Origin of the sequence: Dechloromonas denitrificans, assembly GCF_020510685.1 — a bacterium.
Lineage (GTDB): Bacteria > Pseudomonadota > Gammaproteobacteria > Burkholderiales > Rhodocyclaceae > Azonexus > Azonexus denitrificans_A.
Map to the genome: position 1 here is coordinate 3,855,756 of NZ_CP075185.1, position 26,664 is coordinate 3,882,419.

General features: G+C 63.5%; 22 protein-coding genes. 14 read left to right on the forward strand and 8 right to left on the reverse strand.

Features of this window, described 5'->3' with window-relative positions; all coding sequences use genetic code 11:
- The first annotated feature begins 162 nt into the window (after nucleotides 1–162).
- The 3 genes from KI611_RS18425 to KI611_RS18435 all read left to right on the forward strand — a co-directional run bounded on the left by KI611_RS18425 (nucleotide 163) and on the right by KI611_RS18435 (nucleotide 3,152).
- Nucleotides 163–762, forward strand: coding sequence for a peroxiredoxin (locus tag KI611_RS18425; protein ID WP_226417106.1), 600 nt, complete (start codon nucleotides 163–165; stop codon nucleotides 760–762).
- Nucleotides 763–905: 143 nt separating this feature from the next.
- The gene (locus tag KI611_RS18430; RefSeq protein ID WP_226417107.1) at nucleotides 906–1,493 is read left to right on the forward strand and encodes a response regulator; all 588 of its coding nucleotides are present in this window, start codon (nucleotides 906–908) and stop codon (nucleotides 1,491–1,493) included.
- A gap of 129 nt (nucleotides 1,494–1,622) precedes the next feature.
- Nucleotides 1,623–3,152 carry a methyl-accepting chemotaxis protein gene (locus KI611_RS18435; protein ID WP_226417108.1) on the forward strand — a complete coding sequence of 510 codons (1,530 nt, stop codon included), beginning with the start codon at nucleotides 1,623–1,625 and terminating at the stop codon, nucleotides 3,150–3,152.
- A gap of 66 nt (nucleotides 3,153–3,218) precedes the next feature.
- Here KI611_RS18435 and dnaE read toward each other — a convergent pair whose 3' ends face one another.
- Nucleotides 3,219–6,683 (reverse strand): DNA polymerase III subunit alpha, encoded by a 3,465-nt coding sequence (gene dnaE, locus KI611_RS18440; protein WP_226417109.1) that lies wholly within the window; start codon nucleotides 6,681–6,683, stop codon nucleotides 3,219–3,221.
- A gap of 97 nt (nucleotides 6,684–6,780) precedes the next feature.
- On the opposite strand from dnaE, the gene KI611_RS18445 reads away from it, so the two are divergent.
- The 4 genes from KI611_RS18445 to KI611_RS18460 all read left to right on the forward strand — a co-directional run bounded on the left by KI611_RS18445 (nucleotide 6,781) and on the right by KI611_RS18460 (nucleotide 10,965).
- Nucleotides 6,781–7,569 carry an enoyl-CoA hydratase gene (locus tag KI611_RS18445; protein WP_226417110.1) on the forward strand — a complete coding sequence of 263 codons (789 nt, stop codon included), beginning with the start codon at nucleotides 6,781–6,783 and terminating at the stop codon, nucleotides 7,567–7,569.
- 113 nt (nucleotides 7,570–7,682) lie between these two features.
- On the forward strand, nucleotides 7,683–9,290 hold the full coding sequence (locus KI611_RS18450; protein ID WP_226417111.1) for an ArnT family glycosyltransferase: 1,608 nt from the start codon (nucleotides 7,683–7,685) through the stop codon (nucleotides 9,288–9,290).
- Nucleotides 9,287–10,420 carry a sialidase family protein gene (locus tag KI611_RS18455; protein ID WP_226417112.1) on the forward strand — a complete coding sequence of 378 codons (1,134 nt, stop codon included), beginning with the start codon at nucleotides 9,287–9,289 and terminating at the stop codon, nucleotides 10,418–10,420. Before KI611_RS18450 ends, KI611_RS18455 begins: the two co-directional genes overlap by 4 nt.
- Nucleotides 10,417–10,965: a hypothetical protein gene (locus tag KI611_RS18460; RefSeq protein WP_226417113.1), complete on the forward strand. Its 549-nt coding sequence runs from the start codon at nucleotides 10,417–10,419 to the stop codon at nucleotides 10,963–10,965. Before KI611_RS18455 ends, KI611_RS18460 begins: the two co-directional genes overlap by 4 nt.
- On the opposite strand, the gene KI611_RS18465 is transcribed toward KI611_RS18460, so the two are convergent.
- From KI611_RS18465 to KI611_RS18475, 3 genes are all read right to left on the reverse strand, one after another.
- Nucleotides 10,943–11,746: a response regulator gene (locus KI611_RS18465; RefSeq protein WP_226417114.1), complete on the reverse strand. Its 804-nt coding sequence runs from the start codon at nucleotides 11,744–11,746 to the stop codon at nucleotides 10,943–10,945. The genes KI611_RS18460 and KI611_RS18465 overlap by 23 nt on opposite strands.
- 85 nt (nucleotides 11,747–11,831) lie before the next feature.
- Nucleotides 11,832–12,386, reverse strand: a complete 555-nt coding sequence (locus KI611_RS18470; RefSeq protein ID WP_226417115.1) for a flavodoxin family protein — start codon at nucleotides 12,384–12,386, stop codon at nucleotides 11,832–11,834.
- 42 nt (nucleotides 12,387–12,428) lie between these two features.
- Nucleotides 12,429–13,145 carry a pirin family protein gene (locus KI611_RS18475; RefSeq protein ID WP_226417116.1) on the reverse strand — a complete coding sequence of 239 codons (717 nt, stop codon included), beginning with the start codon at nucleotides 13,143–13,145 and terminating at the stop codon, nucleotides 12,429–12,431.
- A gap of 104 nt (nucleotides 13,146–13,249) precedes the next feature.
- Here KI611_RS18475 and KI611_RS18480 point away from each other — a divergent pair, with 104 nt between their 5' ends.
- The 3 genes from KI611_RS18480 to KI611_RS18490 all read left to right on the forward strand — a co-directional run bounded on the left by KI611_RS18480 (nucleotide 13,250) and on the right by KI611_RS18490 (nucleotide 16,076).
- A complete protein-coding gene (locus tag KI611_RS18480; protein ID WP_226417117.1) occupies nucleotides 13,250–14,158 on the forward strand; it encodes a LysR substrate-binding domain-containing protein in 909 nt (302 codons plus the stop codon).
- A 91-nt stretch (nucleotides 14,159–14,249) separates the two neighbouring features.
- Nucleotides 14,250–14,846, forward strand: coding sequence for a DUF1415 domain-containing protein (locus tag KI611_RS18485; RefSeq protein WP_226417118.1), 597 nt, complete (start codon nucleotides 14,250–14,252; stop codon nucleotides 14,844–14,846).
- 48 nt (nucleotides 14,847–14,894) lie between these two features.
- A complete protein-coding gene (locus KI611_RS18490; protein ID WP_226417119.1) occupies nucleotides 14,895–16,076 on the forward strand; it encodes an acyl-CoA dehydrogenase in 1,182 nt (393 codons plus the stop codon).
- Nucleotides 16,077–16,085: 9 nt separating this feature from the next.
- Here the strand turns inward: KI611_RS18490 and KI611_RS18495 are convergent, their stop codons facing one another.
- The 3 genes from KI611_RS18495 to KI611_RS18505 are packed head-to-tail and all read right to left on the reverse strand — an operon-like array spanning nucleotide 16,086 to nucleotide 19,020.
- On the reverse strand, nucleotides 16,086–16,727 hold the full coding sequence (locus tag KI611_RS18495) for a ParA family protein (protein WP_226417120.1): 642 nt from the start codon (nucleotides 16,725–16,727) through the stop codon (nucleotides 16,086–16,088).
- Complete coding sequence (locus KI611_RS18500) at nucleotides 16,724–18,049, reverse strand: TAXI family TRAP transporter solute-binding subunit (protein ID WP_226417121.1); 1,326 nt, start codon at nucleotides 18,047–18,049, stop codon at nucleotides 16,724–16,726. Before KI611_RS18500 ends, KI611_RS18495 begins: the two co-directional genes overlap by 4 nt.
- Entirely contained in the window at nucleotides 18,046–19,020 is a 975-nt protein-coding gene (locus tag KI611_RS18505) for a quinone oxidoreductase family protein (RefSeq protein WP_226417122.1), read from the reverse strand. The genes KI611_RS18500 and KI611_RS18505 overlap by 4 nt, the downstream gene beginning before the upstream one ends.
- A gap of 441 nt (nucleotides 19,021–19,461) precedes the next feature.
- Between KI611_RS18505 and KI611_RS18510 the strand changes: the two genes are divergently transcribed.
- Nucleotides 19,462–20,817, forward strand: a complete 1,356-nt coding sequence (locus KI611_RS18510; RefSeq protein ID WP_226417123.1) for a DUF2314 domain-containing protein — start codon at nucleotides 19,462–19,464, stop codon at nucleotides 20,815–20,817.
- A 193-nt stretch (nucleotides 20,818–21,010) separates the two neighbouring features.
- Here KI611_RS18510 and KI611_RS18515 read toward each other — a convergent pair whose 3' ends face one another.
- A complete protein-coding gene (locus KI611_RS18515; protein WP_226417124.1) occupies nucleotides 21,011–23,152 on the reverse strand; it encodes a UvrD-helicase domain-containing protein in 2,142 nt (713 codons plus the stop codon).
- 37 nt (nucleotides 23,153–23,189) lie between these two features.
- Between KI611_RS18515 and KI611_RS18520 the strand changes: the two genes are divergently transcribed.
- The 3 genes from KI611_RS18520 (at nucleotide 23,190) to leuS (ending at nucleotide 26,656) form a co-directional block, all read left to right on the forward strand.
- Nucleotides 23,190–23,417 carry a hypothetical protein gene (locus KI611_RS18520; RefSeq protein ID WP_226417125.1) on the forward strand — a complete coding sequence of 76 codons (228 nt, stop codon included), beginning with the start codon at nucleotides 23,190–23,192 and terminating at the stop codon, nucleotides 23,415–23,417.
- A complete protein-coding gene (locus KI611_RS18525) occupies nucleotides 23,399–23,755 on the forward strand; it encodes a hypothetical protein (protein ID WP_226417126.1) in 357 nt (118 codons plus the stop codon). The genes KI611_RS18520 and KI611_RS18525 overlap by 19 nt, the downstream gene beginning before the upstream one ends.
- Before the next feature lie 288 nt (nucleotides 23,756–24,043).
- The gene (leuS, locus tag KI611_RS18530; RefSeq protein ID WP_226417127.1) at nucleotides 24,044–26,656 is read left to right on the forward strand and encodes a leucine--tRNA ligase; all 2,613 of its coding nucleotides are present in this window, start codon (nucleotides 24,044–24,046) and stop codon (nucleotides 26,654–26,656) included.
- The last annotated feature ends 8 nt before the right edge of the window (nucleotides 26,657–26,664 follow it).

Consider the following 26,664-nt stretch of genomic DNA (forward strand, 5'->3'; position numbering starts at 1 on the left):
TATTTTCATAGCGCGATTATGCCAGCGCCACAGGCCTTCTTGACAACGGCAAGCGGTATCCCGCGGCGACCGCGGCAGCGCCAGCCCGTTTGACAGGGTCCGTCGGCTTGACTAAATTCAACGTTTCCCCACCCCCGACCAAATCATCATAAGGAGATCACCATGGCCGTTCTCGTAGGCAAGCAAGCCCCGGACTTCACCGCGACTGCCGTTTATGGCAACAACGAAATCAAGGAACTGAAGCTGTCCGACTTCAAGGGCAAGCCGGTTGTCCTGTTCTTCTACCCGCTCGACTTCACCTTCGTCTGCCCGTCCGAACTGATCGCCTTCGATCACCGCCTGGCCGAATTCAAACAGCGCGGCGTGGAAGTGATCGGCGTCTCGATCGACTCGCCGTTCACCCACCTGGCCTGGAAGAACACCGCCATCAAGGACGGCGGCATCGGCCAGGTCGGCTACCCGCTGGTCGCCGACCTCAAGCACAGCATCTGCCGTGCCTATGACGTCGAACTGGAAGGCGAAGGCGTGGCGCTGCGCGGCTCTTTCCTGATCGACAAGACCGGCGTGGTGATGCATCAGGTGGTCAACATGCTGCCGCTCGGTCGCGACATCGACGAAATGCTGCGCATGGTCGATGCACTGCAATTTTTCGAAGAGCACGGTGAAGTTTGCCCGGCCGGCTGGAACAAGGGCAAACCGGGCATGACGGCGACCACCGAAGGGGTCGCCGCCTACCTGGCAAAAAATGCCAAGAAACTGTAAATAAAGCTTATTTTTCACTCCGGCGAAAGCCGATGGCAAAACCCCGACGACTTCAGCAGTCATCGGGGTTTTTTCTGCTGTAACTTTCGCCAATTACCGGCTAGAATTTGGTAAATTTGCAATTTCGGAAATCACAGATCATCATGGCCGAACCTGAATTCCTAAGTACCCGACAAGCGGCAATGCGCCTGGGGGTTTCCCTTGGCACCGTGCAGAACATGGTCGAAGGCGGCTCCCTTGAGGCCTGGAAGACGACCGGCGGACACCGCCGCATTCCGGTCGCCTCGGTCGAGGCCCTGCTCTCCCGCCGGCGGAGCATGACGCCGAGCACCCAGGAAAGCGCCAACCAGCTGGACATCCTGATCACCGAGGACGACCCGACGATCCAGATGCTCTACCAGTTGACCATCGACAGTTGGGAGTTGCCGCTCAAGCTGCGCATTGCCGGCAATGGCTTCGACGGGCTGTTGCTGGTCGGCGAACGGGTTCCCGACATTCTGATTGCCGACCTGATGATGCCCGGCATGGATGGCTTCGAGATGGTCCGCCACTTGCGCACCAACCCGGCCTTGTCGCGGATGGACATCATCGTCGTCAGCGCGATGGACCGGGCCGACATTGAGGAAAAAGGCCTGCCCAGAGACATCACGATCTTTGGCAAACCGATTCCTTTCCACGAAATCAAGGGCTTCATCCTCGGCCGCCTGGCGGCCCGTAAACGCCCGGCATAATGCCGCCGGCAACTGCTTTGACGCCGGACGGACACAGCGATGACAGTGTGCGAATCGGTAGCGTATGATCTGCCGCAACATCCGCCCGTTAGTGGCGGGTGATAAAAACTAAAGCAGTGGAGATGAGACATGGGTTTCTTTGGAAATGGCGCAGCGCTCGCCAAGATTGATCGCGACATAACGGACATCGCCGAGGGCACGGCGGATCTTTCGCACAGCGTCGGCGCCCCGGGCAACGACGCGGCCGGACGGATATCGGCCAACATCAACCGTTTTTTCAGCCGGGTCCGCGGCCTGATAGGGCATGCCCGGGAAGGCAGCGTCAGCATCGCTGCCGATGCCGCCCGGATGAACCATCTGGTGCAACTGACCGGCGATGCTGTGCGGCGCCAGGAAAAGCTGGCCGGCGACATCTTTGAATCAAGCAACCGGGTCAATCACGCGGTCGGCGAAGTGGCGATGAACTCCGACGCCATCCAGGCCTCGACCCAGAACAATCTCGATCTCGCCCAGCGTTCGCTGGAACAGATGGAAACCGTCGCCTCGACGATGCGCTCGACCAACGAGCATATCGAGCACTTCTCATCGACCGTCGGCGAACTGCATTCCAGTTCGATGAAGATCAACGAAATCGTCCAGTTGATCAACGACATTTCCGACCAGACCAATCTGCTGGCACTCAACGCAGCCATCGAAGCCGCCCGCGCCGGCGAGGCCGGCCGGGGCTTTGCCGTGGTCGCCGACGAAGTGCGCAAGCTGGCCGAAAAGGTCAAGACCGCCACCCAGGTGATCGGCCAGAACACCCAGTCGATGATCAACCTGGTCTCCGACACCTCGGAAAAAACCCAGACCATCGTCGGCGAAGTCACCCGCGCCAACGGCTACATCGAAACCTCGGCCGCCGACCTGACAACCATGGTCGGCGATTTCAAGCGGACGACCGAACAGCTGTCGAGCATTGCCGGCGCCATCTACAATCTGCGCGAAAGCAACCAGACCATTCATCAGGAAGTCGAGGAAATCCGCAATCACTCGGTGGACATCTCCGGCCGCATGAAGCAATGCCTCGATTCGGCCAAGACCCTGCGCGAATCGACCGAAGACCTGCAATGCACGCTGGCCGATTTCCGCACCGGCAACAGCGTGTTCGACACCCTGCACGACAAATGCACCGGCTTCCGCGATGCGGTCGCCGCCCTGCTGGCCAAGCTGGCCGACCGGGGCATCAATGTCTTCGACCAGAGCTACAAGGAAATTCAAGGCTCCGATCCGAAGCGCTACACCACCGCCTACGACGCTCAGTGCGACGGCGAATTGACCCGCCTCTACGACGACATGCTGCGCGACGTACCGGGACTGGCCTACTCGCTGGCCGTCGACAACGGCGGTTACGCGCCGGCCCATAACGGCCAGTTCTCCAATCCGCCGAGCGGCGATCCGGCAATCGACCTGGTCAAATGCCGGCACAAGCGCATCTTCAACGACCCGGTCGGCCTGAAACTGGCGAAGAACCAGAAATCATCGCTCTTCCAGACCTATGTCCGCGACACCGGCGAAATCTTCAACGACCTGTCGATGCCGATCGTCATCGGTGGCCGTCACTGGGGCGCCGTGCGCATCGGCTTCAAGAGCGACATGGTGGTCAAGGACAAGCGCTAGCGCCTGCTGCGCCAGCTTCCCGTCAGACCAAAGCGAGGGGCCGGATGGCCCCTCGGCCGTTGACCGCTAGACGTTGTACACAACCTCGACATTTTCCGGCTGCAACCAGCCGTTCAGCGCTTCGAGCAAGGCGTCGTCGAGCCTGACGCGGGCCGCTTCACCGAGCACGATTTCGCACTCGGCCGTCTCGTTGCGGTAGCGAATCCGCACTGCCGCCGGCCCCGGCGCGAAAGGCGTCAGCAGGCTCTTCAGCCTGCGAGCATCGGAATTGCCGTTCATCTTGAGCAGCAGATAGCGGGCAAAACGGGCGCGCGCCTCGCCCAGCGTCATCAGCTTGTCGGCGGTGACGCTGTTGCTGCCCGAAAACTCGTCGAACCTGACCTTGCCTTCGATGACCAGCACCTCGTCGGTGACGATCTTGGCGCGTTCGGCCTCGAACAGTTCGTTGAAGACGGTGACCTCGATCATCCCGGTACCGTCATCGAGCTGGACGAAGAGCATCTTGCCGCGCCGGGTCATCTGGGTGCGCACGCCGACCACGACGCCGGCCAGCGTCGTCAGTTCCTTGGCCGGCTGCAACTGGTTGAGCGGCCGGCGGACGAAGCGCGACAGCTCCTTCTTGCAAGTGTTGTAGGGGTGGCCGGAGAAGAAGAAGCCAAGCGCCGTCTTCTCCTGCATCAGCTGTTCCTTCTCGTCCCAGCGCTTGACCGTGACATATTGCGGCGCATGATCTTCGGCGACGTTGCCGATATCGAACAGACTCGACTGCATTGCATTGCGCTCGGCCTGATCGGCGAATTCCATGGCGATGCCGACCGAGGCGAGCAGCTTGTGGCGATCGGCATCGATGCAGTCAAAGGCACCGGCCTTGATCAGCGCCTCGGTGGTGCGGCGATTGACCATCCGCTTGTCGCAGCGCTGGCAGAAATCGAACAGATCCTTGAACGGGCCGCCGGCATCGCGCGCCCGCAGGATGTCATTGACCGCCTGCTCGCCGGTGCCCTTGACCGCCCCCAGGCCGTAACGGATGGTGGCGCGGTCGACCGGCTCGAAACGGTAATTCGAGGCATTGACGTCCGGCCCGAGCATCTTGAGCTTGTTGGCAGACCCCACCGCATCTTCATAGAAGATCTTCACCGAGTCGGTGTTGTCCATGTCGGAGGACATGGTCGCCGCCATGAAGGCCGCGCAGTGGTGCGCCTTGAGCCAGGCGGTGTGATAGGTGACGACGGCGTAGGCGGCGGTGTGCGACTTGTTGAAGCCGTATTCCGCGAACTTGGTCATCAGGTCGAACAACTGCTCGGCGAGCGCCGGATCGTAGCCCTTTTCCTTGGCACCGGCGGCGATGGTCTCGCGGTGCTTGGCCATTTCCTCGGGCTTCTTCTTGCCCATCGCCCGACGCAGCATGTCGGCGCCGCCCAGCGTGTAGCCGCCGATGATCTGCGAAATCTGCATCACCTGTTCCTGGTACACGATCACGCCGTAGGTCGGCGACAGGCAGGCGGTCAGGTCGGGGTGGAAATAATCGATCTTCTGCTGGCCCTTCTTGCGCAGGATGAAGTCGTCGACCATGCCGGAGCCGAGTGGGCCCGGCCGGTAGAGGGCGAGCACAGCGATGATGTCTTCAAAACGGTCGGGCGCCAGCTTCTTCAACAGCTTCTTCATGCCCTCCGATTCAACCTGGAAGATCGCCGTCGTATTGGCGTCTTTCAGGATCTGGTAGGCGGCCGGGTCGGTGAAACCGAGGCTCATCAGGTCGAGCTTTTCGCCGGTCATCCGGCGGATGTACTCGACGGCCAGCTCGATAATCGTCAGGTTGCGCAGGCCCAGAAAGTCGAACTTGACCAGTCCGACCTTCTCGACGTCGTCCTTGTCGAACTGCGACACCGTGGACGCATCGCTGCCGGTCGCCTGGTAGATCGGGCAGAACTCGGTGATCTTGCCCGGTGCAATGAGCACGCCGCCGGCGTGCATGCCGACATTGCGCGTCAAGTCCTCCAGCCGGCTGGCCAGGTCGAACAGTTCGCGAATGGTTTCGCCGTCGCCGTCGCCTTCCATCATCTCGCGCAGCTGCGGCTCCTGCTCGAGCGCCTCGGCCAGCGACACCGGCTTGTTCTGAACGATCGGGATGAGCTTGGAAATGCGGTCGCACATCGAGTAAGGCAGGCCGAACACCCGGCCGACGTCGCGGATCACCGCCTTCGAGGACATCGTACCGAAGGTGGCGATCTGGCTGACCGCGTCCTCGCCGTAGTGCTGGCGGACGTATTCGATGACGCGCCAGCGGTTGTCCTGGCAGAAGTCGACGTCGAAGTCGGGCATCGAGACCCGTTCCGGGTTCAGGAACCGTTCGAAGAGCAGCGCGTAGGCCAGCGGATCAAGGTCGGTAATCAGCAGGCTGTAGGCGACCAGCGAACCGGCCCCGGAACCCCGGCCCGGCCCGACCGGCACGCCGTTGGCCTTGGCCCACTTGATGAAGTCGGCCACGATCAGGAAGTAGCCGGGGAAGCCCATCTGGACGATGGTGTTGCACTCGAAGACCAGCCGCGCGTCGTATTCCGGCCGGCGTTTCAGGCGCTCCTCGGGGTCCGGGTACAACTCCGCCAGACGGACTTCCAGGCCCTTCTCCGCTTCATCGATGAGGAATTCGTCAATGGTCATGCCCGGCGGAATCGGGAAGTTGGGCAGGAAGTTCTTGCCCAGCGTCAGTTCGATATTGCAGCGCTTGGCGATTTCCAGCGAGTTTTCCAGCGCTTCCGGCAGGTCGGCGAACAGCGCGACCATTTCGTCCTGGGTCTTGAAATACTGTTCCTCGGTATAGATTTTCGGCCGCCGCGTATCGCCCAGCACATAGCCTTCGGCGATGCAGACACGGGCTTCGTGCGCCCGGAAGTCGTCGCGGTTCATGAACTGGATCGGGTGCGTCGCGACCAGCGGAATGCCCGTCTCGCCGGCCAGATCGGCCGTCTGCTGGACGATGGCTTCCTGCTGCGGCTGGCCGTAGCGCTGCACTTCGAGGTAGAAGGCGCCGGGGAAAATCGCTTCCCAGGCCTTGGCACGCTCGCCGGCCAGATCGAAATTGCCGTTGATCAGGGCTTCGCCGACATCGCCGAGATGCGCCCCGGACAGCGCGATCAGGCCGTCGCAGCCGAGCTCGGTGAACCATTCGCGGCGGAGTTCGGCGCGATCCCGCCGCCCCTCGACCAGGTAAGCCTTGCTCAGCAGTTCGCACAATTGCTGGTAACCGGCCCGGTTACGCACCAGTAGCAACAGGCGATAGGCGTCGTCGGGCGATTCCGGGTTGGCGATCCAGACATCCGCCCCGGCCACCGGCTTGACGCCCTTGCCGCGCGCTCCGGAATAGAACTTGACCAGGCCGAACAGGTTGCCGAGATCGGTCAGGGCCATCGCCGGCATGCCGTCGCCAGCGGCCCGCTTGACGGCGTCGCCGAGGCGGACGATGCCGTCAGTCACAGAGTATTCGGAATGGAGGCGGAGGTGGACGTAGCGCGGGGGATTCATGGGCGGCATTTTACCGCGCCAGCCCAACGCCCCCGAAGAGGCGATTACATTTTGTCCGACCATCGGCTAGATTAGCGGCTGCAAAAATCAATAACGGAGACCCTGCATGATCCTCGAAGCCCCCCTCGTCCTGCGCACCGACCGCGCCGACGGCCTGACCACCCTGACCCTGAACCGGCCCGGCCAGTTCAATTCCCTGTCCAAGGACATGCTGAGCGCCCTGCAGGGCGAACTGGACGGCATCGCCGCCGACCCGGCCGTGCGCGTCGTGGTCATCGCCGGCGCCGGCAAGGCCTTCTGTGCCGGCCACGACCTGAAGGAAATGCGCGCCAATCACAGCAAGGAATTCATGCAGGCGCTGTTCAAGCAGTGCGGCGAGCTGATGCTGACGATCACCCGCCTGCCGCAACCGGTGATCGCCCGCATCCACGGCATCGCCACGGCCGCCGGCTGCCAGCTGGTGTCGATGTGCGATCTGGCGGTCGCCGCCGACGTCGCCAAATTCGCCGTCTCCGGCATCAACGTCGGCCTCTTCTGTTCGACGCCGGCCGTCGGCCTGGCGCGCAATCTCGGCCGCAAGGCGGCGCTCGAAATGCTGCTCACCGGCGAATTCATCGATGCCATGGAAGCCAAGGCCAAAGGCCTGGTCAATCGCGTCGTGCCGGCCGATGCGCTCGATGCCGAAATCGAACGCCTGGCCCAGGCGATTATTGCCAAGAGCGCCGTCGCCGTGCGTACCGGCAAGGGGATGTTCTACCAGCAACTGGAAATGGGCCTGGTCGAAGCCTACGCCTACGCCGGCGAGGTGATGGCCTGCAACATGATGAGCGAGGACGCCGGCGAAGGCATTGATGCCTTCATGCAGAAACGCCCGCCGCAGTACCGGGGCCGCTGAACCATAGAGCGGGCAGTGTAAGCCCGCCGGCGTGCCGCCTTTGGCGAGCGAGCGGCGCGCCCGGTGACATTCCCTGACGAAGCTGGCGGGCAAGCCGGGTAAAATCCCGCCTCATGTCCGCCCTCTCCCCTTCCCGCCAGACCCTGCTGCTCTTCCTGCTCGCCCTCGCCGTGTTGTTGCCCGGCATCTGGGAAGCGACCGGATTGACCGGCAAGGACGAGTTCTTCCTCGGCCTGCGCACGCCGATGGAAATGATCGAGGGCAATCACTGGCTGGTGCCTTTTCTCGACGGCGCCCCGCGCATCCGCAAGCCGCCGCTGCTCTACTGGCTCGGCCGCGCCAGCTTCGAAGCCTTCGGCATCTCGCTGGTCACGGCCCGCCTCGTCGGCGTCCTCTTCGCCGCCCTGCTCATCGTCTCGACCGCCGGCATCGCCCGCCGCCTGACCGGCAAGGCCGAAACCGGCTGGCTCGCCGGCTGCATCCTGCTCGGCTGCCTCGGCATGGCCACCGAGGGCCGCCGTTTCATGCTCGACATGCCGGTCGCCGCACTGTCGGCGGCGGCCTTCTGGGCCGCGCTGGTCTGGCTGGAGCGGCGGCGCAGCGGCTGGCTGACCCTGGCCACGCTGCTCCTCGTCGCCGGCTTCCTGACCAAGGGGCCGATCGTCGCCCTGGTCTTTGGCGCCGGCTGCCTGGCGCTGCTCTTCAGCGGCCGGCTGCGCGTCGCCGAACTGCGCCCGCACGGTCTGCTCCTGCTCGGCCACGGCCTGCTGGGGGCGCTGCTCGCCCTGCCGTGGTTCTTCATTGTCCGGGCGCTCTACCCGGAGGCGGCCAATCAGGTGCTGACCGACGAACTGGAGTCGCGCCAGTTCTTCAACCTGTCGCCCGGCATCGTCCTCGGCCTGCTCAACATCGCCCTGCCCTGGGCCTTCGTCTTCATCGTCAGCGCCTGGAAGCTGCGCCAGGAGCACGGCACCTCGCGCATCACGCTGCTCTGGTTCCTCGCCTCCTTCCTGCCCTTCCTGTTCATCAAGAGCTTCGACCGCTACCTGATCGGCTCGCTGGTGCCGCTGGCCATTTTCCTCGCCGTCGCCCTGCCGCAACTGCGCACCCGCTGGCCCTTCCGCCTCGGCGCGCTGCTCGCGCTGCTGCTCGGCGGCGGGCTGGCCGGCTTCGCTTTCTGGTTCCAGCTCGGTGGCTGGTACTGGCTGATCCTGCCGGCCGCCTATCTGGCCTGGGCCTGGTGGCAGCGGCGCGCCCTCGGGCACACGCTGGCCGCCCCGGTGCTGTTCTGGATCGCCGTGCTGTGGGGCGTCTTCCCGGCGATCGGGGTGAATGCCGTGCCGTCAGCCGTCGTCGAACTCGGCCGGGCGCAGCCGGTCGCCATGTTCGACGGCCCGCAACCGGCCATGCTGCCGATACTTTCCCGGCAAACGCACCGCCATTACGCCCGCCTCGACCAGTTCGATCTGGCTGAAATAAGCGCCGGCAAAACCCCGGTCTTCGTCGAAGACAAGGATCTGCCGGCCTTTCACGCCGCCGTGAACAACGCCGGCTATCGCGCCACGCCGCGCGGCAGTTACCAGACCCTGGCCTCGCACGGCTCCGGCCTGCGCTTTGCCCGCGTCGGCGCCCAGTCCGCCGACTGGCAGGCGGCCCTGACCAGCCGTTCGCTGGCACCGCTGCTCACCACCGTGCACTGGTTCGAGATCGACAAACCATGATCGTCCGCCCGGAAAAGTTGCTCCGCTGGCTCTCGCCGCCGCTCTTCGTTGTCGCCCTGGCCGCCGCTTTCTGGCGCGCCCCGACGCCGCCGGCCCCGGCCTTCGTGCCGCCCCCGGCGGCCACCGCCTCGACATTGCCGGCCCGGTTCGCGGCCAGCATGCTGCCGAAGACGGCCGAGTCGGCGCATGCCGCCAGCCTGACCCAACTGCCGGACGGCCGGATTGCCGCCGCCTGGTTTGCCGGCAGCCGCGAAGGCGCCGGGGACGTGGCGATCTGGTTCAGCACGCTCGGCGCGGACGGCTGGCACCAGCCGATGCCGATCGCCAATCGCGAAAGCACGGCCGGCGGCACCTTCGCCCACGTCCGCAAGGTCGGCAATCCGGTGCTCTACGCCGAGGGGAACTGGCTGCACCTGTGGTACGTCACGGTCGGCATCGGCGGCTGGGCCGGCAGCGCCATCGCCCATAGCCAATCGACCGACGGCGGCAAGACCTGGAGCAAACCGAGCAAGCTGCAGACCTCGCCCTTCCTCAACATCAGCACGCTGGTCCGCATGCCGCCGCTGCCGCTGGCCGACGGCGGGCTCGGCCTGCCGGTCTATCACGAGTTCATCGGCAAGCACGGCGAATGGCTGCGCCTGTCGGCGACCGGCCAAATTGTCGACAAGGTCCGCCTGACGCACGCCCGGAAGACCCTGCAGCCAGCCGTCGTCGCCCTCGATGCGCAGCGCGGCGTGGCAATGCTGCGCGATGCCGGCCCCGGCCAGGGCTACGTGCAGACAGCCAGCACCGCCAATGCCGGCCTGTCCTGGGAAGCCGGCGCGGCGCTGCCGATCGCCAACCCGAACTCCTCGGTGGCACTGCTCCGCTTGCCGAGCGGCCGCCTGTTGCTGGCCGGCAACCCGGCGCACGGCCGCGAAGCGCTGCTGCTGTGGCTGTCGGCCGACGAAGGCAAGACCTGGCAGGCAAGCCGCACGGTCGAGACCGCCGACGACGGTGGCGCCGAATTTTCCTACCCGGCGCTGCTGCTCGGCCGCGACGGTCACATCCATCTCGCTTACACCTGGCGCCGCCAGAGCATCAAATACGCCACCTTCAGCGAAGCCTGGCTGGACGGAGGACAACCATGAACGCCCTGGCCGCCTACGGCCTGCTTGCCGACGGCCTGATCTTCGGGGCCATCATCTCGCTGCTGCCGCTCGGCCCGCTGCGCGCCCGCGCCGCGCTGGTCGCCACCGCCGTGGCGCTGATCGGCGGCATCGCCCCGGTCATGCACGGCACCTTCGGGACGCCCTCGGTTACCCTGCTGCAACTGGCGCTGCTGCAACTGGCCGAGCGCAGCCCGTCGCCCTTGTCGTTCAAGCCAGCCCTCGGGCTGCTCATCTTCGTCACCTTGTTTTATCCGGCCGCGCTGGGCTGGGGCGCATTCGACCCCTATGCCCTCGGCTATCAACCGCTGGCCTTGCTCGCCGCACTGATTCCGCTGGCCGCCGCCTTGTGGTGGCGCCAGCAGTACAGCTGGCTGATCATCCTGGCCGTCGACCTGGCCGCTTACGCGACCGGCGTTTTCGCCAACCTGTGGGATGTCCTGTTCGATCCGCTGCTGGCGCTACTGGCGCTGAGCATCGTCGCCCGCCAAGGCGTCATCCGGATTATCGCGTCAAGGATTCGCTGATCAGCTTGCGGATGCTGCCGGCCTCGAAAGGCTTGTCGCAGATCGCCGAGACACCGGCCCGCTCGACCGCCGCCAGGCGGCCCATGTTCTGCTCGCTGGTCACCATCAGCACCGGCACGCTGTTCTGCCAGCTTTGCGTGCGGATGTACTCGGTCAGTTCGCGGCCGTCCATTTCCGGCATGTTGTAGTCGGTAATCACCAGATCGACCATGGTATCGAGCAGCAGCTCGACCGCCTGCTTGCCATCGACCGCCTCGGTGATCTTCTCGATGCCGAGTTCTTCGAGCAGGCGCCGGAGATGGTGGCGGGAAGCCATGCTGTCGTCGACGATCAGCACGCGCAGCCCTTCGACTTCGGCGATATCGAGATCGGCCGGCGGATTCAGATAGTCGGCGGCGGCGAACAGGGCGCGCGACAACTGCTGTTCGGTGAACGGTTTGGCGACGATGCTGCAGGCGCCGGACTGACGCACCGGTTCGAGCACCTGCGGCCGCGTTTCGCTGGAAATCAGGATGAAGGGGACGGCTTCCAGGTCCTCGTCGAGGCGCATCGCGGAAACCAGGTCGGTACCCGCCATATCCGGCAGGTAGAGGCTGCTGATCACCACCAGCCCGTCGCGCGCCACCTCGGTCATCGCCGCCAGCGCCGCGGCGCCCGAATCGAGCACGGTGATGTGCCGCACCCCCTGGTGTTCGAGCATCCGGCTGACCAGTCCCGCCTGCATGTGCGACGGTTCGACGAGCAGAACGGAAATATCGGCGAGGGAAACGGTGAGGGCCATGCGATCACTCCGAAACGGGGGAATAACCGCACTATAGCAGCGTAGCGCGGACTTGCTGCGCGCTACGCCGGTTCTCCGGACTGTCTTAGCCGCGTAGGCGCCGGGTGATTTCGGCGACGCGCTGGCCGTAGCTTCTGGCGGTATCGAGATCGCCCTGCGGAATTTCCTCGACGCTGGCATCCGACGGCGACTGCACCAACAGGCCGACCGAACCGCCGAGGCTGTTGATGTCGTTGCGCGTCGATTCCTTCTTGTTGCTCGGCAGCAGGCCGAGGCTGACCCAGATGCCGCCGTGCTGCGAGGCCAGGGTCTGCAGCGCCATCAGCGTTGCGCCCTTGTCGCCGACCGGGCTGGCGCTGTTGGTGAAGCCGGCGAACACCTTGTCCTGCCAGAGGCGGGAGTACCACGGCTTGGACGAGGCATCGGCGAATTTCTTGAACTGCCAGCTCGGGCCGCCCATGTAGGTCGGCGAGCCGAAGACGATGGCATCGGCGGCGGCCAGCTTGTCCCAGCCACCTTCCGGCAGATTGCCTTCGGCATCGATGGCGAGCAGTTCGCCGGCGGCGCCTTCGGCGACCTGCTGGGCAACGCGCTGGGTATGGCCGTAGCCGGAGTGATAAACGACAACTACCTGAGTCATTTCTATTTCCTTTAGGTTAGAACACAAAGTCGGGGGTAAAAATCAGTCGTCGGCAGAGACCGGCGGCAGATCGAATAGCAGGAACTCCGCTTCCTCGCTGGCCACGAAATGCAGTTCGCTCTCGTCGGCAATCTTGGCGCCATCGCCGGCGGCCAGGTTTTGGCCGTTCAGTGCCAGCCGGCCACGTACCATCTGGATATACGCCAGACGACCGGCCGCCAGCACTGCGTCGATTGCCTCGCCGGGGCCCAGCACGCTGGCCCACAACCGGGCATCCTGGCCGATGGTCGTACTGCCCTCGGCGCCATCCGGCGAAGCGACCAGCCGCCAACGGCCGCGCATCTCCTCGATAGCCAGCGGCTGCTGCTCGTAGCTCGGTGCCGTCGCCCGGCGGGCCGGCTCGATCCAAATCTGCAGCAGATGCGTGGCCTCGTCCGCCGAGGGATTGAACTCGCTATGCCGGATGCCGCTGCCGGCCGACATCCGCTGCACTTCGCCGCGCCGGATGATGCCGCCATGGCCGAGGCTGTCCCGGTGCTCGAGGGCGCCGGAAAGAATGTAGGTGACGATTTCCATGTCGCGGTGGCCGTGCGTGCCGAAACCGGTGCCGGGCGCCACCCGGTCCTCGTTGATGACGCGCAACGCGCCCCAGCCCATTTCCGCCGGGTCGTGATATTCGGCAAAGGAAAAGCTGTGGCGGGCCAGCAGCCAGCCATGATCGGCGAAACCGCGTTCACCGGAAGGGCGCAGGGTGATCATGGGAAGTCCTTGTGAATTTGCGATATAGCTTAGTTGCCATGGTAGGCGTACAGTTCGCAATAAAATAGCGAATTGTTTTGGTCATATCGTTCAATTAAATTCATATGAAGATATCGCTCGATCTGTTGCACATGCTCGACGCCATCGAACGCCATGGCAGTTTCACCGCCGCGGCGGCCGCCCTGCACCGCGTGCCCTCGGCGCTGTCGCACGCCATCGCCAAGCTGGAGGACGAACTCGGCCTGGCGCTGTTCCTCCGTGAAGGGCGGCGCGCCACGCTGACGCCGGCCGGCCGCACGCTGCTCGACGACGGTCGCCACCTGCTGCGCGCCGCCGACGAACTGGAACGCCGGGTACAACGGATCGCCACCGGCTGGGAAAGCGAGTTGCGCATCGCCGTCGACATGATCATTCCGGCCGAACGGCTGTACCCGGCGATCGGCCGCTTCTACGCCGCCGGCCATAGCACGCAGATCCACCTGGTCTACGAAGTGCTCGGCGGCGTCTGGGATGCGCTGGCTACCGGCCGGGCCGACCTGGCGATCGGGGCGCCCGGCGACCTGCCGGCGCGCAGCGGCATCAGCAACCGCCTGCTCGGCCACACCCGGCTGCTCTTCATGGTCGCCCCGCAGCACCCGCTGGCCACCTGCCCGGAGCCGATTGCGCCGCGCCAGCTGATTCGCCACCGGGCGATTGCCATCGCCGATACCTCGCGCGAACTGACCGCCCGCACCTCCGGCCTGCTCGAAGGCCAGGACGTCCTGCGCGTCCCCGACATGCCGGCCAAGGCGGCCGCCCAGGCCGCCGGCCTCGGGGTCGGCCACCTGCCGTGCTGGCTGGCCGAGCAGGAAGCCGCCGCCGGCCGGCTGCTCGAAAAGGAACTCAGCGAACCGCGCCCGGCAATGCCCTACTACCTGGCCTGGCGGACGCGGCATACCGGCAAGGCACTGCAGTGGTTTCTCGCGGAGCTGGCGAAAGACGACGAGATCGCCGCGCTGACCGCCGGCTTGTAAGCATTCCGCCGCCCGGCGAAACGCCGTTGGCCCGGATAGCGGCCTCAGGCGGTATCCTTGTCGGCCACTCAGGCCACCGCCAAGGAATTCGATGCCCGCCCTGCCCGCCGTTTTGCTCCCGCCGACCGACCCGACGGCCACCGCCGAAATCCTTGCCGCCACGCAGAACTGGCTGGAGCGCGCAGTGATCGGCCTCAACCTCTGCCCGTTCGCCAAATCGGTGCACGTCAAGAAACAGATCCGCTACGCCGTCACTGCCGCCCGAACGGCCGACGAACTGCTGGGCGAACTGGAACACGAACTGCAGCTGCTGGCCGACACCGAGCCTGAAGCCCTCGACACGACGCTGCTGATCCACCCGGCGGTGATGGGCGACTTCCTCGACTTCCATTTCTTTCTCGCCGAAGCCGACGCCTTGATCCGCAATCTCGGCTTCGACGGAGTATTCCAGATCGCCAGCCTGCATCCGCAGTACGAGTTCGCCGGCAGCCACCCGGACGACATCGACAATTATTCCAACCGCGCACCCTATCCGACCCTGCACCTGCTCCGCGAAGCGAGCATCGACCGCGCCGTGGCGGCCTTTCCGGATGCTGCCGATATTTTCGAGCGCAATATCGAAACCCTGCAGAAGCTCGGCCACGCCGGCTGGCAGCGCCTGTGGCTGGACGAGCCGAGCCAGGACTGAAGCCGGCCGGCTTGATTACAATCGGCCAAACAACCAAGGAGACGACCGATGGCCAAAACCCCGTTTTGCTGGGAAGACCCGCTGCTGCTCGAGACGCAGCTGACCGCCGAAGAACGCCAGCTGCGCGACGCGGCGCGCGCTTACTGCCAGGATCGGCTGATGCCGCGGGTGCAGCAGGCCTTCCGCCATGAACAGACCGACCCCGAGATTTTTCGCGAAATGGGTGCCCTCGGCCTGCTCGGCCCGACCATCCCGCCCGAATACGGCGGCGCCGGCCTGAACTATGTCAGCTACGGTCTGATCGCCCGCGAAGTCGAGCGCGTCGATTCAGGCTACCGCTCGATGATGAGCGTCCAGTCCTCGCTGGTCATGGTGCCGATTCTCGAATTCGGCTCGCCGGAACAGAAGCAGAAATACCTGCCGAAACTGGCCAGCGGTGAATGGATCGGCTGCTTCGGCCTGACCGAACCCGACCACGGCTCCGACCCCGGCAGCCTGATCACCCGGGCCCGCGCGGTACCTGGCGGCTACCGGCTGTCCGGCAGCAAGATGTGGATCACCAACGCGCCGATCGCCGACGTTTTCATTGTCTGGGCCAAGAACGATGCCGGCGAGATCCGCGGCTTCGTGCTCGACAAGGGTATGCCCGGCCTCTCGGCCCCGGCGATTGCCGGCAAGGTCGGCCTGCGCACCTCGATCACCGGCGAGATCGTCATGGACGATGTCTTCGTCCCGACCGAAAACGAGTTCCCCAGCGTGCGCGGCCTGAAAGGGCCATTTACCTGCCTCGACTCGGCGCGCTACGGCATCGCCTGGGGCGCCCTCGGCGCCGCCGAGTTCTGCTGGCACACGGCCCGCCAATACACCCTTGAGCGCCAGCAGTTCGGCCGTCCGCTGGCGGCCAACCAGCTGATCCAGAAGAAACTGGTCGACATGCAGACGGAGATCACCCTCGCCCTGCAAGGCTGCCTGCGCCTCGGCCGGATGAAGGACGACGGCAGCGCCTCGGTGGAGATCACTTCGATGATGAAGCGCAACTCCTGCGGCAAGTCGCTCGATATTGCCCGCACGGCGCGCGACATGCTGGGCGGCAACGGCATCTCGGATGCCTACGGCGTGATCCGCCACCTGGTCAATCTGGAAGTGGTGAACACCTACGAAGGCACGCACGATGTCCATGCGCTGATCCTCGGCCGCGCCCAGACCGGCATCGCCGCCTTCGCCAACTGAGCGGCCCGGCTAGGCGTCAGCCGCCTCGCCGGCTTCGGCCCATTCGATGATCGCCCGCCACTGCTCCAGGTCGCGCTCGGCGCGCGACGGCGGCAGATCGAAGATGGTCAGGCCGGCGGCGGCGGTCTGCACGTAGGTCTGCGTATCGCGCAGGTAGGCCAGGACCGGCAGGTCGAAGGTGGCGAAGAAGCGCTCCAGCTCGCCGGCCGCCCGGGTCCTGGCATCGACCCGCATGCCGATCACCGCGACGTCGGCCTTGCCCTTGCGCACGGCCTTTTCGGAAAGCAATTCGGTGAGGAAATGGCGGGTCGCCAGCATGTCGAACATCGACGGCTGGACCGGCACGATGACCCGCGTCGATAGCTTGAGCACCTTTTCCAGCAGCTTGCCGTGCAGCCCGGCCGGCGTATCGAGCACGACATGGCTGGTGCCTTTCGGCGGCCGCAGGATGTTGTCGTGGCCGATATCCCAGGTATCGATGCTGGGCAACGAGAAGGGCCGGATGGCCAGCCACTCGCGCGACGATTGCTGGCGGTCGATGTCGCCGAGCATCACGTCATGCCGCCGGGCAGCGAAGTAGCCGGCCAGATTGGTCGCCAGCGTGCTTTTGCCGGAACCGCCCTTGGGATTGGCGACGAGAAAGGCTTTCATGTCGGATTTTCCTGCTTGTCGAGAATGTGGCGTACCAGATTGACGTGCTCGCGCAAGGTATAGACCAGATCGGAGAAGCCAAGCGGTACGTGGAGCTGGCTCGCCTCCTCGTCGAGGGCGTCGAGCCGGCTGCGATAGTCGGCCATCTTGGCCGGGTCGAAACGGTGGCGGATATCTTCTTCGAGGAACTTCAGTTCGCCGTAGGAACGAAAGATCTTCGAGCGGATGCGCCAGGTGTAGAGCGCCGGCGCCACCTTGAGCAGCGGAATCAGCAAGGCAATGATCGGCACCAGCAGCACTATCAGCCGGTCGAACAGCACGGCCAGCCAGAACGGCAGGTAGCGCTGGAGAAACGGCGAACCGGACTGGAAGTAGCGCGCCGCCTCGGGCGACAGCGGCAGCAACTGGTCCATGTAAGCCGGAAACTCGCCGGCGCTCTGGAAGAAGCCGGACTTCCCGTGCACCTCGCTGACCGCCTGCAGCAGCAGGGTTTGCAATGCCGGATGCAGATCGTCGCGAACAATCAGGTTGGCGGTCGGCGCCAGGACCTTGATATCTTCCGGCGGAAAATCGCGCACCAGATCGGCCGCTCCCTGCGGCAAGGTCAGCCGGGTGAGGAAAGGAAAGTGCCGCTGGTAAGCGTTGGCCTGGGCAAAGCTCATCACCTTGACGCCGGGCGAGCGCAACAGCACCTGAACGACCGGCGCGCTCTCGGCGGCGATGATGAAGGCGGCGTCGATCCGCCCCTGCTGCAGCTCTTCGGCGGCGACCAGGCCGGAGAGCGGCAACAGCTTGTCGTTGGCGCGGATTTCGTTGGCCTCGAGCAGGCGCTGCGCCAACTGGCGAATGCCCGAGCCTTCCTGGCCAATGGCAATGCGCTTACCCTGCAACTGGGTCAGGCGATCGAGCCGCTTGTCGCCGCGATAGAAAACCCAGACCGGCTCGTAGAAAACGCTGCCCAGCGAGAGCAGGCCGGAATCGTCGGCCTCGTCTGGATCGTTCTTCGGCTCGATGACCCCGCCCTGGACGAAGCCGATCTGCGCTTCGTCGCTTTTCAGACGCGCGATGTTTTCCAGCGAACCGGCCGACGCCTTGACCTCCAGCGTGACGCCGCTGCGCGCCAGAATGGCGGCGTAGCGCTTGGCGAACTGGTAGTAGGCGCCGCTCTCGCCGCCCGTGCTGATGACGATGGTGCGCGGCGGCGCCGGCTGGACGAACTGATAGGCGACGACGAAACCGAGGCCGACGATCAGGAAGATCCACCAGGCAGTGGCGAACAGGTCGCGCAGCGACAGGAGCCCGACCTTGATCCGCCCCATCATGGCAACAGAATGGTCGAACCCGTCGTCTTGCGCGCCTCGAGATCGCGATGCGCCTGGGCCGCGTCGGCCAGCCGATAGGTCTGATTGACTTCGATGCGCACCCGGCCGGCCGCGACGACGTCGAACAGCTCGTTGCCCAGCGCTTCGAGATCGGCCCGCTGGGCGGTGTAGTTCATGATCGTCGGGCGGGTGACGAACAGCGAGCCCTTTTGCGACAGCAGCAACAGATCGAGCGGCGGCACCGGGCCGGAAGCGTTGCCGTAGGCGACCATCATGCCGAGCGGGCGCAGGCTGTCGAGCGAACCGATGAAAGTATCCTTGCCGACGCCGTCATAGACCACCGGCACGCCTTCGCCGCCGGTAATTTCGCGGACGCGCTGGGCAAAATTCTCGCTGCTGTAATTGATCACATGGTCGCAGCCATGCGCCTTGGCCAGTTCGACCTTGGCCGTCGAGCCGACCGTGCCGATCACCGTGGCGCCCAGCGCCTTGGCCCACTGGCAGGCGATCAGGCCGACCCCGCCGGCCGCCGCATGGATCAGCACGGCATCGCCCGGCTGGACACGATAGGTGCGGCGCAGCAGGTAGGCCGCGGTCAGCCCCTGCAACATCATGGCCGCCGCGGTATTGAAGCCGATCGCATCCGGCAGCTTGAGCAGGCGATGCGCTGGAATGTTGCGCGCCTCGGCATAAGCACCGACCGGCCCGCCGGCATAGGCGACGCGGTCGCCGACCTTGACCGCGCTGACGCCGGCACCGACCGCCTCGACCACACCGGCCCCCTCCAGGCCGATACCGGCTGGCAGCGGCAAGGGATAGAGGCCGGTGCGGTGATAGGTATCGATGAAATTGAGGCCGACGGCATGGTGACGAACGGTCGCCTCGCCGGCGGCCGGGGCGGGAACTGCCACCTCTTCCCAGCACATGACTTCAGGACCGCCGGTCTGGTGGATGCGAATGGCGTGGTTCATGGGGGAGTCTCCTTGCTGGTTATTGGTGATGGTTCCGGCGAAAGGCCGAGGTTATCACTCGGCCGGCCTGCGATCTAGCGCGCCGGACACACCAGGCAATGTGGACTCTTGCCCCTTTGGGGCGGTTGACCGCAACAAGCTCGCGGCAGGGAAATGCTGACCCATTCCACAACGCCCCAAGCCTTGATTCCAGCGAAAACTCGGCCAGCGATACTCGTTAAATGTTGGAGACGAATTGCCGGCTAAAAAGCCGGAATCGGCCAGGAGCCGTCATTCGAAGATTGCAGAGACCGAGGAATTCGATGCCGGTTTAGTCTCTGAAAGCCGACGTCCGTTTGGTGCCGCATTTGTGCGTACTTACCCTATGGAATGACTTAAAGAAAATGCTGATAGACTATTTAGGCAACATCGGGCAGTTACATCCCTTCGTTCGAAACACTAATGCTGCGAATCGTAATGTTACTCAATCGAGTCAAATTTCTTGTCGTAGGCCTGCTCTTCCTAAATTTGGCCCACGCAACGCCTGGTCAGCCCTTTCCGGCTGAGGCTTGGCAGCGAAAGGCGGTGGGCTTTGCCATCGGCCTGTACTATTTGAAAATGCCAGGGACTGATCCTGTGAAAGCGTCTCGTACCTTGGCTGCGGACAAGCGTTTCGCGTTGAAGGTCGTGGACAAGCTCGACAAGACGGCACAAAGCCAAGCCTTGCTAAGCGCAAATTTCAGCAGCAACGTCACGAAGGAGTATGCGCCACCGTCAATTGAATCTCTGCGCTACTTTGGGCGGGGGCTTAGCCAAGAACAGGCGCTGGCGCTTCAAAAGGCACCTCGGGCACTAATCCTAGGCTTCGCACATCCGTCACAACAGAAAACCTCAGGGTTACGGCGTGCCGAAGAATTCATCCTCGAACTAGCAAAGCAGGAGGACGCCATAATATGGGATGACGAGACCCGTGAAGCGTTCACTCCAGAAGCATGGGAAAAGACTCGCCTAAGAACATGGGAAGGTGGAATCCCTGATGTATCCAAGCAAATCGTAATTCATGCCTACAGCAATGCAGGGCGTACACGTGCAATCTCTTTGGGCATGGCACGATTTGGTCTGCCTGACCTAGTAATCAACGATACTGTCTGGTCTCTCAATCGTCCGTTAGGCAATGCGATTAACGCTCTGGCACAGCAACTTGTCGAGGCAGGCCCACCCGATGATAAGGGAGCGCTAAATTTGAAAATCGCTGGCTTACGTCATGTTGGGCTACGCAAAAGCCTGTCGGAGGGCATCCTATCTGGTGGCAAAGGTGAGGGAAGGCTGCTTTTGCTGGAGACCATGGCAGAGGCAGGGGATCCTGACAACGCGCTAGCAGTCTTGAGCTTCGATTCTTATCCTGGGCGTGATGCAACCGAACACCAGACCAATTTTGTTATTGCTCTTTTTGGTACTCAACCGGATGAAGTTGTTTACACCAAGCATGATGCAGCCCTGCGGGCCGCGAGTACGCATGCGCGTGCTCAATTGCCGGGCTTACAGAAAGCCTTTGTGCGCGGATTTGCGCCCGGTGAGCATTTGCTTGTTAAGGCTCCCTTCACCACTCGCGATAGCGGTCAGGAATGGATGTGGATCGAGGTTACGGAATGGAATGGTGATCAGGTCAAAGGAATGCTCCGCAGTGATCCGCGTAATGTGCCCGGGCTAAAAGCAGGTCAGATGGTTGGTGCTAAACAATCAGAGCTTTTTGATTATCTTCGCGTCTTTCCGGATGGTCGCACCGAGGGAAATGAGACATCAAAACTATTGAAGTAGTCAGCGAGACGAAAGCCATTTGCTCAGTCAATCTGAATGGCAGCTGATTCTCACTATGCCGTCGTTAACTTATTGGCAATCGAAATGGCTCCAATGGGCACGAAGCTGCCTTACCCCGCAACCGCCTGAAACAGCCAGCTGATCTTCGCTTCGGGTAGCCAACCACCCACTCAAAATATCCGGCAATCGCCTCTCAGACCGGCGTCAGCTTGGCATATTCCAGGGCCAGCCACTTCATGCCGTGGCCGCTGAAATTGACCTGGACGCGGGCATCGGCGCCGCGCCCTTCGGTCGACACGATGACGCCGAGGCCGAACTTGGCATGCTCGACGGCCTGCCCGATGCGCAAGCCGGTGCTGCTCGGCTCGGCATAGCCGCCGCCAAACGAGCCGAAGGCCGGGACGGCCGAGGTGGTTTCGGCCTTCTTGTTGAGCTTGAGCAGCAGATTTTCCGGAATTTCCTCAAGGAAGCTCGACGGCACGCAGTACCGCGTCTGGCCGTGCAGCATCCGGGTCTGTGCGCAGGACACGTAGAGCCGCTGGCGGGCGCGGGTGACCGCGACATACATCAGCCGACGCTCCTCCTCCAACCCTTCGCGCCCCTGGTTCACCGAGTTTTCGTGCGGGAACAGCCCCTGTTCCAGGCCGGTGATGAAGACGACGTCGAATTCCAGGCCCTTGGCGGCATGCACCGACATCAGCTGGACCGCTTCCTGGCCTTCGCCGGCCTGATGTTCGCCGGATTCCAGCGAGGCCAGGGTGAGGAAGGAAACCAGCGCGCCGCCTTCGCCGATGGCTCCTTCGTCGTCGACGAAGGTGGCGGCGGCGTTGATCAATTCGTCAAGATTCTCCAGCCGGTCCTGGCCTTCCTTCTCCAGGCGGTAATGCTGGGCGAGGCCGGATTTCTCGATGATGTGCTCGACCATCTCGGGCAACGGCAGGTTCTGCGTTTCCTGGCGCAGGCTTTCGATCAGCCGGACGAAGGCGCCGACCGTCTGGCCGGCCTTGCCGGTCAGCGAAGCGGCGGCGTTGTAGAGGCTGGAATTCATCTGGTGCGCCGTGGCCTGCAGGTTTTCCAGCGAGCGGGCGCCGATGCCGCGGGTCGGAAAATTGACGACGCGCAGGAAGGCCGTGTCGTCGTCCGGGTTGCCGAGCAGGCGCAGATAAGCCAGCGCGTGCTTGATTTCCTGGCGCTCGAAGAAGCGCAGGCCGCCATAGACCTTGTACGGCACGTTCTTGGTGAACAGCTCGTTTTCCAGCACGCGCGACTGGGCGTTGGAGCGGTAGAGCAGCGCGATCTGGGTCGGCGACACGCCATCACGCACCAGTTCGCGGATTTCCTCGACGATGAAACGCGCTTCGTCGAGATCGGAATAGGCTTCGAAAGCACGGATCGGCTCGCCGTCGCCGGCATCGGTCCACAAGTTCTTGCCGAGGCGCTCGCGGTTGTTCTTGATCAGCGCATTGGCGGCGGCCAGGATATTGCCGTGCGAGCGGTAGTTCTGCTCGAGGCGGATGATGTTGTCGCCGGCGTAGTCGCGCTCGAAATCGCGCATGTTGCCGACCTCGGCGCCGCGGAAGGCATAGATGCTCTGGTCGTCGTCGCCGACCGCGAAAACCTTGGCGCCACCACCAGCCAGCAGTTGCAGCCAGGCGTACTGCAGCTTGTTGGTGTCCTGGAACTCATCGACCAGAACGTAGCGGAAACGCTGCTGATAATGCGTGCGGAGCGGTTCGTTGCGCTGCAGCAATTCGAAGCAGCGCAACAGCAATTCGGCGAAGTCGACGACCCCTTCGCGGTTGCACTGGGTTTCGTACTCGGCGTACAGCTCGACCCGCTTCTGGGTGAAATTGTCGTAGGCCTCGGCCTGGGCGGCACGGATGCCCTGCTCCTTGTGGGAATTGATGAAGGAACAGAGTTCGCGCGGCGGATATTTCTCGTCGTCGACGTTGAGATTCTTCAGCAGGCGCTTGACCATCGCCAACTGGTCGGCCGAATCGAGAATCTGGAAAGTTTGCGGCAGCCCGGCTTCGCGGTAATGGGCACGGAGCAGCCGGTTGCACAAGCCGTGGAAGGTGCCGATCCACATGCCACGGGTGTTCACCGGGACCAGCGCCGACAGGCGCGCCGTCATTTCCTTGGCCGCCTTGTTGGTAAAGGTCACGGCCAGAATGCCGTGCGGCCCGACCTGACCGGTCGACATCAGCCAGGCGATACGCGTCGTCAACACCCGGGTTTTGCCGCTCCCCGCCCCGGCGAGAATCAACGCATGCACGGGTGGCAGGGTGACGGCCTGCAACTGGGGAGGATTGAGATTGGCAAGTAGATCAGACATGAATTAATTCACAAAAAATTATTACTAAAGGCGTAGAATGATCGCCAAAAAAGCAGCACCTGGAAAATGGTCAGACCAATTTGTTGTTATTGTGCAACGCAACAATTTAAACCGGACTTTTTCACGCTCTGCAAAAACAGGCCAAGTATACTTGGCAAAAAATATATTGCAGTGCACAAAACTTTTTGCCCACAAGGCGGACAAAGTAATAAGTGGTCACCACCACGAAGCAACAGGAGAAACAGCATGGACAACAAAAGCATGAACGCTCCGAAGATCCTGCCCTGGATCGCCCGGAAAGCTGGCATCAGCGATGAACTGGCCCTCAAACTCTGGCGTCGCGCCCTGTCGGAAGCCGAATATCTGGTCGGCAAGGCCGAAGGTTCCGAATACTGGGGCCTGACCGTCGAACGTTTCCTCGCCATCGTCGAAGACGAAGTCGGCGATACGCCGGAATACAATCTGACGCCAGCACCGCGCCTGTCGTGGATGTGGCATCACCAAACCCGGATGTCCCTGCTTTCGCTGATGGCGGCGCAAAATGCCTACCGCTACTGGCAAAGCACCTGGGAAACGATGTACTCGGAAAAAAAAGCCGCCTGACCGGGCGACGCTGATACCGATCAACGGTTGGCGCGGGTACGTGCAGGTCCCGCCCCAACCTTCCGGCCAGCACTGGCGCCAAGCGCCCGGTCTGCTGTTTTTCATGGCGCGATGCCGGCAGGCCGTCGCCTGAAGCATGGTCCTGCCTGAGCGAACGGCCCGACCACACACTCCCTTCGTAACACCAAGCGCTTTTGGCGCTTTTCCTGCATGGCTCGCTGCCCGGCTTCAACCGGTATAATCAACGGTTACTCAACGTTTTTCAGCGACCGAATTCAGCAAATGCCCATGCAGGACAAATACACCCCGGCCGACATCGAGCGCGCCGCCCAGACTCACTGGGACCAGACCGGCGCCGCCCGCGCCATTGAAGACAACAGCAAGCCGAAGTACTACTGCCTGTCGATGTTCCCCTACCCCTCGGGCAAGCTGCACATGGGGCACGTGCGCAACTACACGATCGGCGACGTCCTTTCGCGTTTCCACAAGATGCAGGGCTACAACGTCATGCAGCCGATGGGCTGGGACGCCTTCGGCATGCCGGCCGAGAATGCTGCGCTGCAAAACAACGTGCCGCCGGCCGCGTGGACCTACGAAAACATCGCCTACATGAAGAAGCAGCTCAAGTCGCTCGGCTTTGCCATCGACTGGGAGCGCGAACTGGCGACCTGCACCCCCGAGTACTACCGCTGGGAACAGTGGCTGTTCACCCGCCTCTACGAAAAGGGCCTGGTGTACAAGAAGCTCGGCACCGTGAACTGGGACCCGGTCGATCACACCGTCCTCGCCAACGAGCAGGTCATCGACGGCCGCGGCTGGCGATCCGGCGCGCTGATCGAGAAGCGCGAGATCCCCATGTATTACATGAAGATCACCGCTTACGCCGACGAGCTGCTGACCGAACTGGACAACCTGCCGGGCTGGCCGGAACAGGTTCGCCTGATGCAGAAGAACTGGATCGGCAAGAGCACCGGCGTCCGCTTCGCCTTCCCGCTGGCGGAAAATGCTGACGAAAAGCTGTGGGTATTCACCACCCGCGCCGACACCATCATGGGCGTCACCTTTGTCGCCGTCGCCGCCGAACATCCACTGGCTACCCGCGCCGCCCAGGACAATCCGGAACTCGCCGCCTTCATCGAGGAATGCAAGCAAGGCGGCGTCGCCGAAGCCGACATCGCGACAATGGAAAAGAAGGGCATGGCGACCGGCATCTACGTCAGCCACCCACTGACCGGCGAACAGGTCGAAGTCTGGGTCGGCAACTACGTGCTGATGAGCTACGGCGACGGCGCCGTGATGGCCGTACCGGCACACGACGAGCGCGATTTTGCGTTCGCCCTGAAGTACAACCTGCCGATCAAACAGGTCGTCGCTGTCGACGGCGAAACCGCCTTCAGCCATGAAACCTGGACCGAGTGGTACGCCGACAAGCAGCGCGGCAAGCTGGTCAATTCCGGCAAATACGACGGCCTCGGCTACGAAGCTGCCGTCGACGCCATCGCCGCCGACCTCGCCGCCAAGGACCTGGGCGACAAGAAGGTGCAGTTCCGCCTGCGCGACTGGGGTATTTCCCGCCAGCGCTACTGGGGCTGCCCGATCCCGATCATCCACTGCAAGACTTGCGGCGACGTGCCGGTACCGGACGAGCAACTGCCGGTCGTGCTGCCGGAAAACGTCGAAATCACCGGCGCCGGTTCGCCGCTGGCCAGGATGCCCGAGTTCTACGAGTGCAGGTGCCCGAAGTGCGGCGGCGACGCCCGGCGCGAAACCGACACGATGGACACTTTCTTCGAGTCGTCCTGGTACTTCCTGCGCTACTCCTGCCCGGACAACACCACGGCGATGGTCGACGAGCGCGTCGCCTACTGGTGCAAGGGCGGCATCGACCAGTACATCGGCGGCATCGAGCACGCCATCCTTCACCTGCTGTATTCGCGCTTCTTCACCAAGCTGATGCGCGATGTCGGCCTGATCGGCGATCTCGGCGAGCCGTTCGCCAACCTGCTGACCCAGGGCATGGTCGTCGCCCCGACTTTCTACCGCGATCTCGATGGCGGCAAGAAACAGTGGATCAACCCGGCCGACGTGGACGTCAAGACCGACGAGCGCGGCCGTCCGCTGGGCGCGACGCTGAAGGCCGACGGCCAGCCGGTGGTGATCGGTGGCACCGAGAAAATGTCGAAGTCGAAGAACAACGGCGTCGATCCGCAGGCGCTGATCGACCAGTACGGGGCCGACACCGCCCGTCTGTTCATCATGTTCGCCTCGCCGCCCGACCAGTCGCTGGAATGGTCCGACGCCGGCGTCGAAGGCGCTTACCGCTTCCTGCGCCGTTTGTGGAAGACGACCTACGATCACGTCCAGGCCGGCCTGGTCGCCGCCAGCACCAGTAATGACGGCCTGAGTTCCGCCCAGGCCGACCTCCGGCGCAAGCTGCACCAGACGATGGGCAAGGTGGCCGACGATTACGGCCGGCGCAAGCAGTTCAACACGGCGATTGCCGCCGTGATGGAACTGCTGAACGCTTTCGACAAGACCGATCTGGCCGACCGCGCCGGCCGGGCGCTGGCCCAGGAAACGCTGGAAAGCATCGCCCTGCTGCTCTTCCCGATCGTGCCGCATATCGGCCAGGCGCTGTTTGCCGAGCTGAAGCCGGGCCAGGATGCCGGCGTCCAGGCTTTCCCGAAAGCCGACCCGGCCGCCCTGAAACAGGACGAAATCGAGCTGATGGTCCAGGTCAACGGCAAGCTGCGCGGTTCGATCCGGGTTGCCGCCGAGGCCGACAAGGCGAGCATCGAAGCCGCCGCGTTGGCCAGCGAAGGGGCCGTCAAGTTCATGGAAGGCAAGCCGGCCAAGAAGGTCGTCGTCGTGCCCGGCCGTCTGGTCAATATCGTCGTCTAAGGAAAATT

What these genes read in the sequence shown, in the direction of transcription:
- KI611_RS18425 (WP_226417106.1), top strand. Translation starts at nt 163, where the DNA reads ATGGCCGTTCTCGTAGGCAAGCAAGCCCCGGACTTCACCGCGACTGCC.
- KI611_RS18430 (WP_226417107.1), top strand. Translation starts at nt 906, where the DNA reads ATGGCCGAACCTGAATTCCTAAGTACCCGACAAGCGGCAATGCGCCTG.
- KI611_RS18435 (WP_226417108.1), top strand. Translation starts at nt 1,623, where the DNA reads ATGGGTTTCTTTGGAAATGGCGCAGCGCTCGCCAAGATTGATCGCGAC.
- dnaE (WP_226417109.1), bottom strand. Translation starts at nt 6,683, where the DNA reads ATGCCGCCCATGAATCCCCCGCGCTACGTCCACCTCCGCCTCCATTCC.
- KI611_RS18445 (WP_226417110.1), top strand. Translation starts at nt 6,781, where the DNA reads ATGATCCTCGAAGCCCCCCTCGTCCTGCGCACCGACCGCGCCGACGGC.
- KI611_RS18450 (WP_226417111.1), top strand. Translation starts at nt 7,683, where the DNA reads ATGTCCGCCCTCTCCCCTTCCCGCCAGACCCTGCTGCTCTTCCTGCTC.
- KI611_RS18455 (WP_226417112.1), top strand. Translation starts at nt 9,287, where the DNA reads ATGATCGTCCGCCCGGAAAAGTTGCTCCGCTGGCTCTCGCCGCCGCTC.
- KI611_RS18460 (WP_226417113.1), top strand. Translation starts at nt 10,417, where the DNA reads ATGAACGCCCTGGCCGCCTACGGCCTGCTTGCCGACGGCCTGATCTTC.
- KI611_RS18465 (WP_226417114.1), bottom strand. Translation starts at nt 11,746, where the DNA reads ATGGCCCTCACCGTTTCCCTCGCCGATATTTCCGTTCTGCTCGTCGAA.
- KI611_RS18470 (WP_226417115.1), bottom strand. Translation starts at nt 12,386, where the DNA reads ATGACTCAGGTAGTTGTCGTTTATCACTCCGGCTACGGCCATACCCAG.
- KI611_RS18475 (WP_226417116.1), bottom strand. Translation starts at nt 13,145, where the DNA reads ATGATCACCCTGCGCCCTTCCGGTGAACGCGGTTTCGCCGATCATGGC.
- KI611_RS18480 (WP_226417117.1), top strand. Translation starts at nt 13,250, where the DNA reads ATGAAGATATCGCTCGATCTGTTGCACATGCTCGACGCCATCGAACGC.
- KI611_RS18485 (WP_226417118.1), top strand. Translation starts at nt 14,250, where the DNA reads ATGCCCGCCCTGCCCGCCGTTTTGCTCCCGCCGACCGACCCGACGGCC.
- KI611_RS18490 (WP_226417119.1), top strand. Translation starts at nt 14,895, where the DNA reads ATGGCCAAAACCCCGTTTTGCTGGGAAGACCCGCTGCTGCTCGAGACG.
- KI611_RS18495 (WP_226417120.1), bottom strand. Translation starts at nt 16,727, where the DNA reads ATGAAAGCCTTTCTCGTCGCCAATCCCAAGGGCGGTTCCGGCAAAAGC.
- KI611_RS18500 (WP_226417121.1), bottom strand. Translation starts at nt 18,049, where the DNA reads ATGATGGGGCGGATCAAGGTCGGGCTCCTGTCGCTGCGCGACCTGTTC.
- KI611_RS18505 (WP_226417122.1), bottom strand. Translation starts at nt 19,020, where the DNA reads ATGAACCACGCCATTCGCATCCACCAGACCGGCGGTCCTGAAGTCATG.
- KI611_RS18510 (WP_226417123.1), top strand. Translation starts at nt 19,462, where the DNA reads ATGCTGCGAATCGTAATGTTACTCAATCGAGTCAAATTTCTTGTCGTA.
- KI611_RS18515 (WP_226417124.1), bottom strand. Translation starts at nt 23,152, where the DNA reads ATGTCTGATCTACTTGCCAATCTCAATCCTCCCCAGTTGCAGGCCGTC.
- KI611_RS18520 (WP_226417125.1), top strand. Translation starts at nt 23,190, where the DNA reads ATGATCGCCAAAAAAGCAGCACCTGGAAAATGGTCAGACCAATTTGTT.
- KI611_RS18525 (WP_226417126.1), top strand. Translation starts at nt 23,399, where the DNA reads ATGGACAACAAAAGCATGAACGCTCCGAAGATCCTGCCCTGGATCGCC.
- leuS (WP_226417127.1), top strand. Translation starts at nt 24,044, where the DNA reads ATGCAGGACAAATACACCCCGGCCGACATCGAGCGCGCCGCCCAGACT.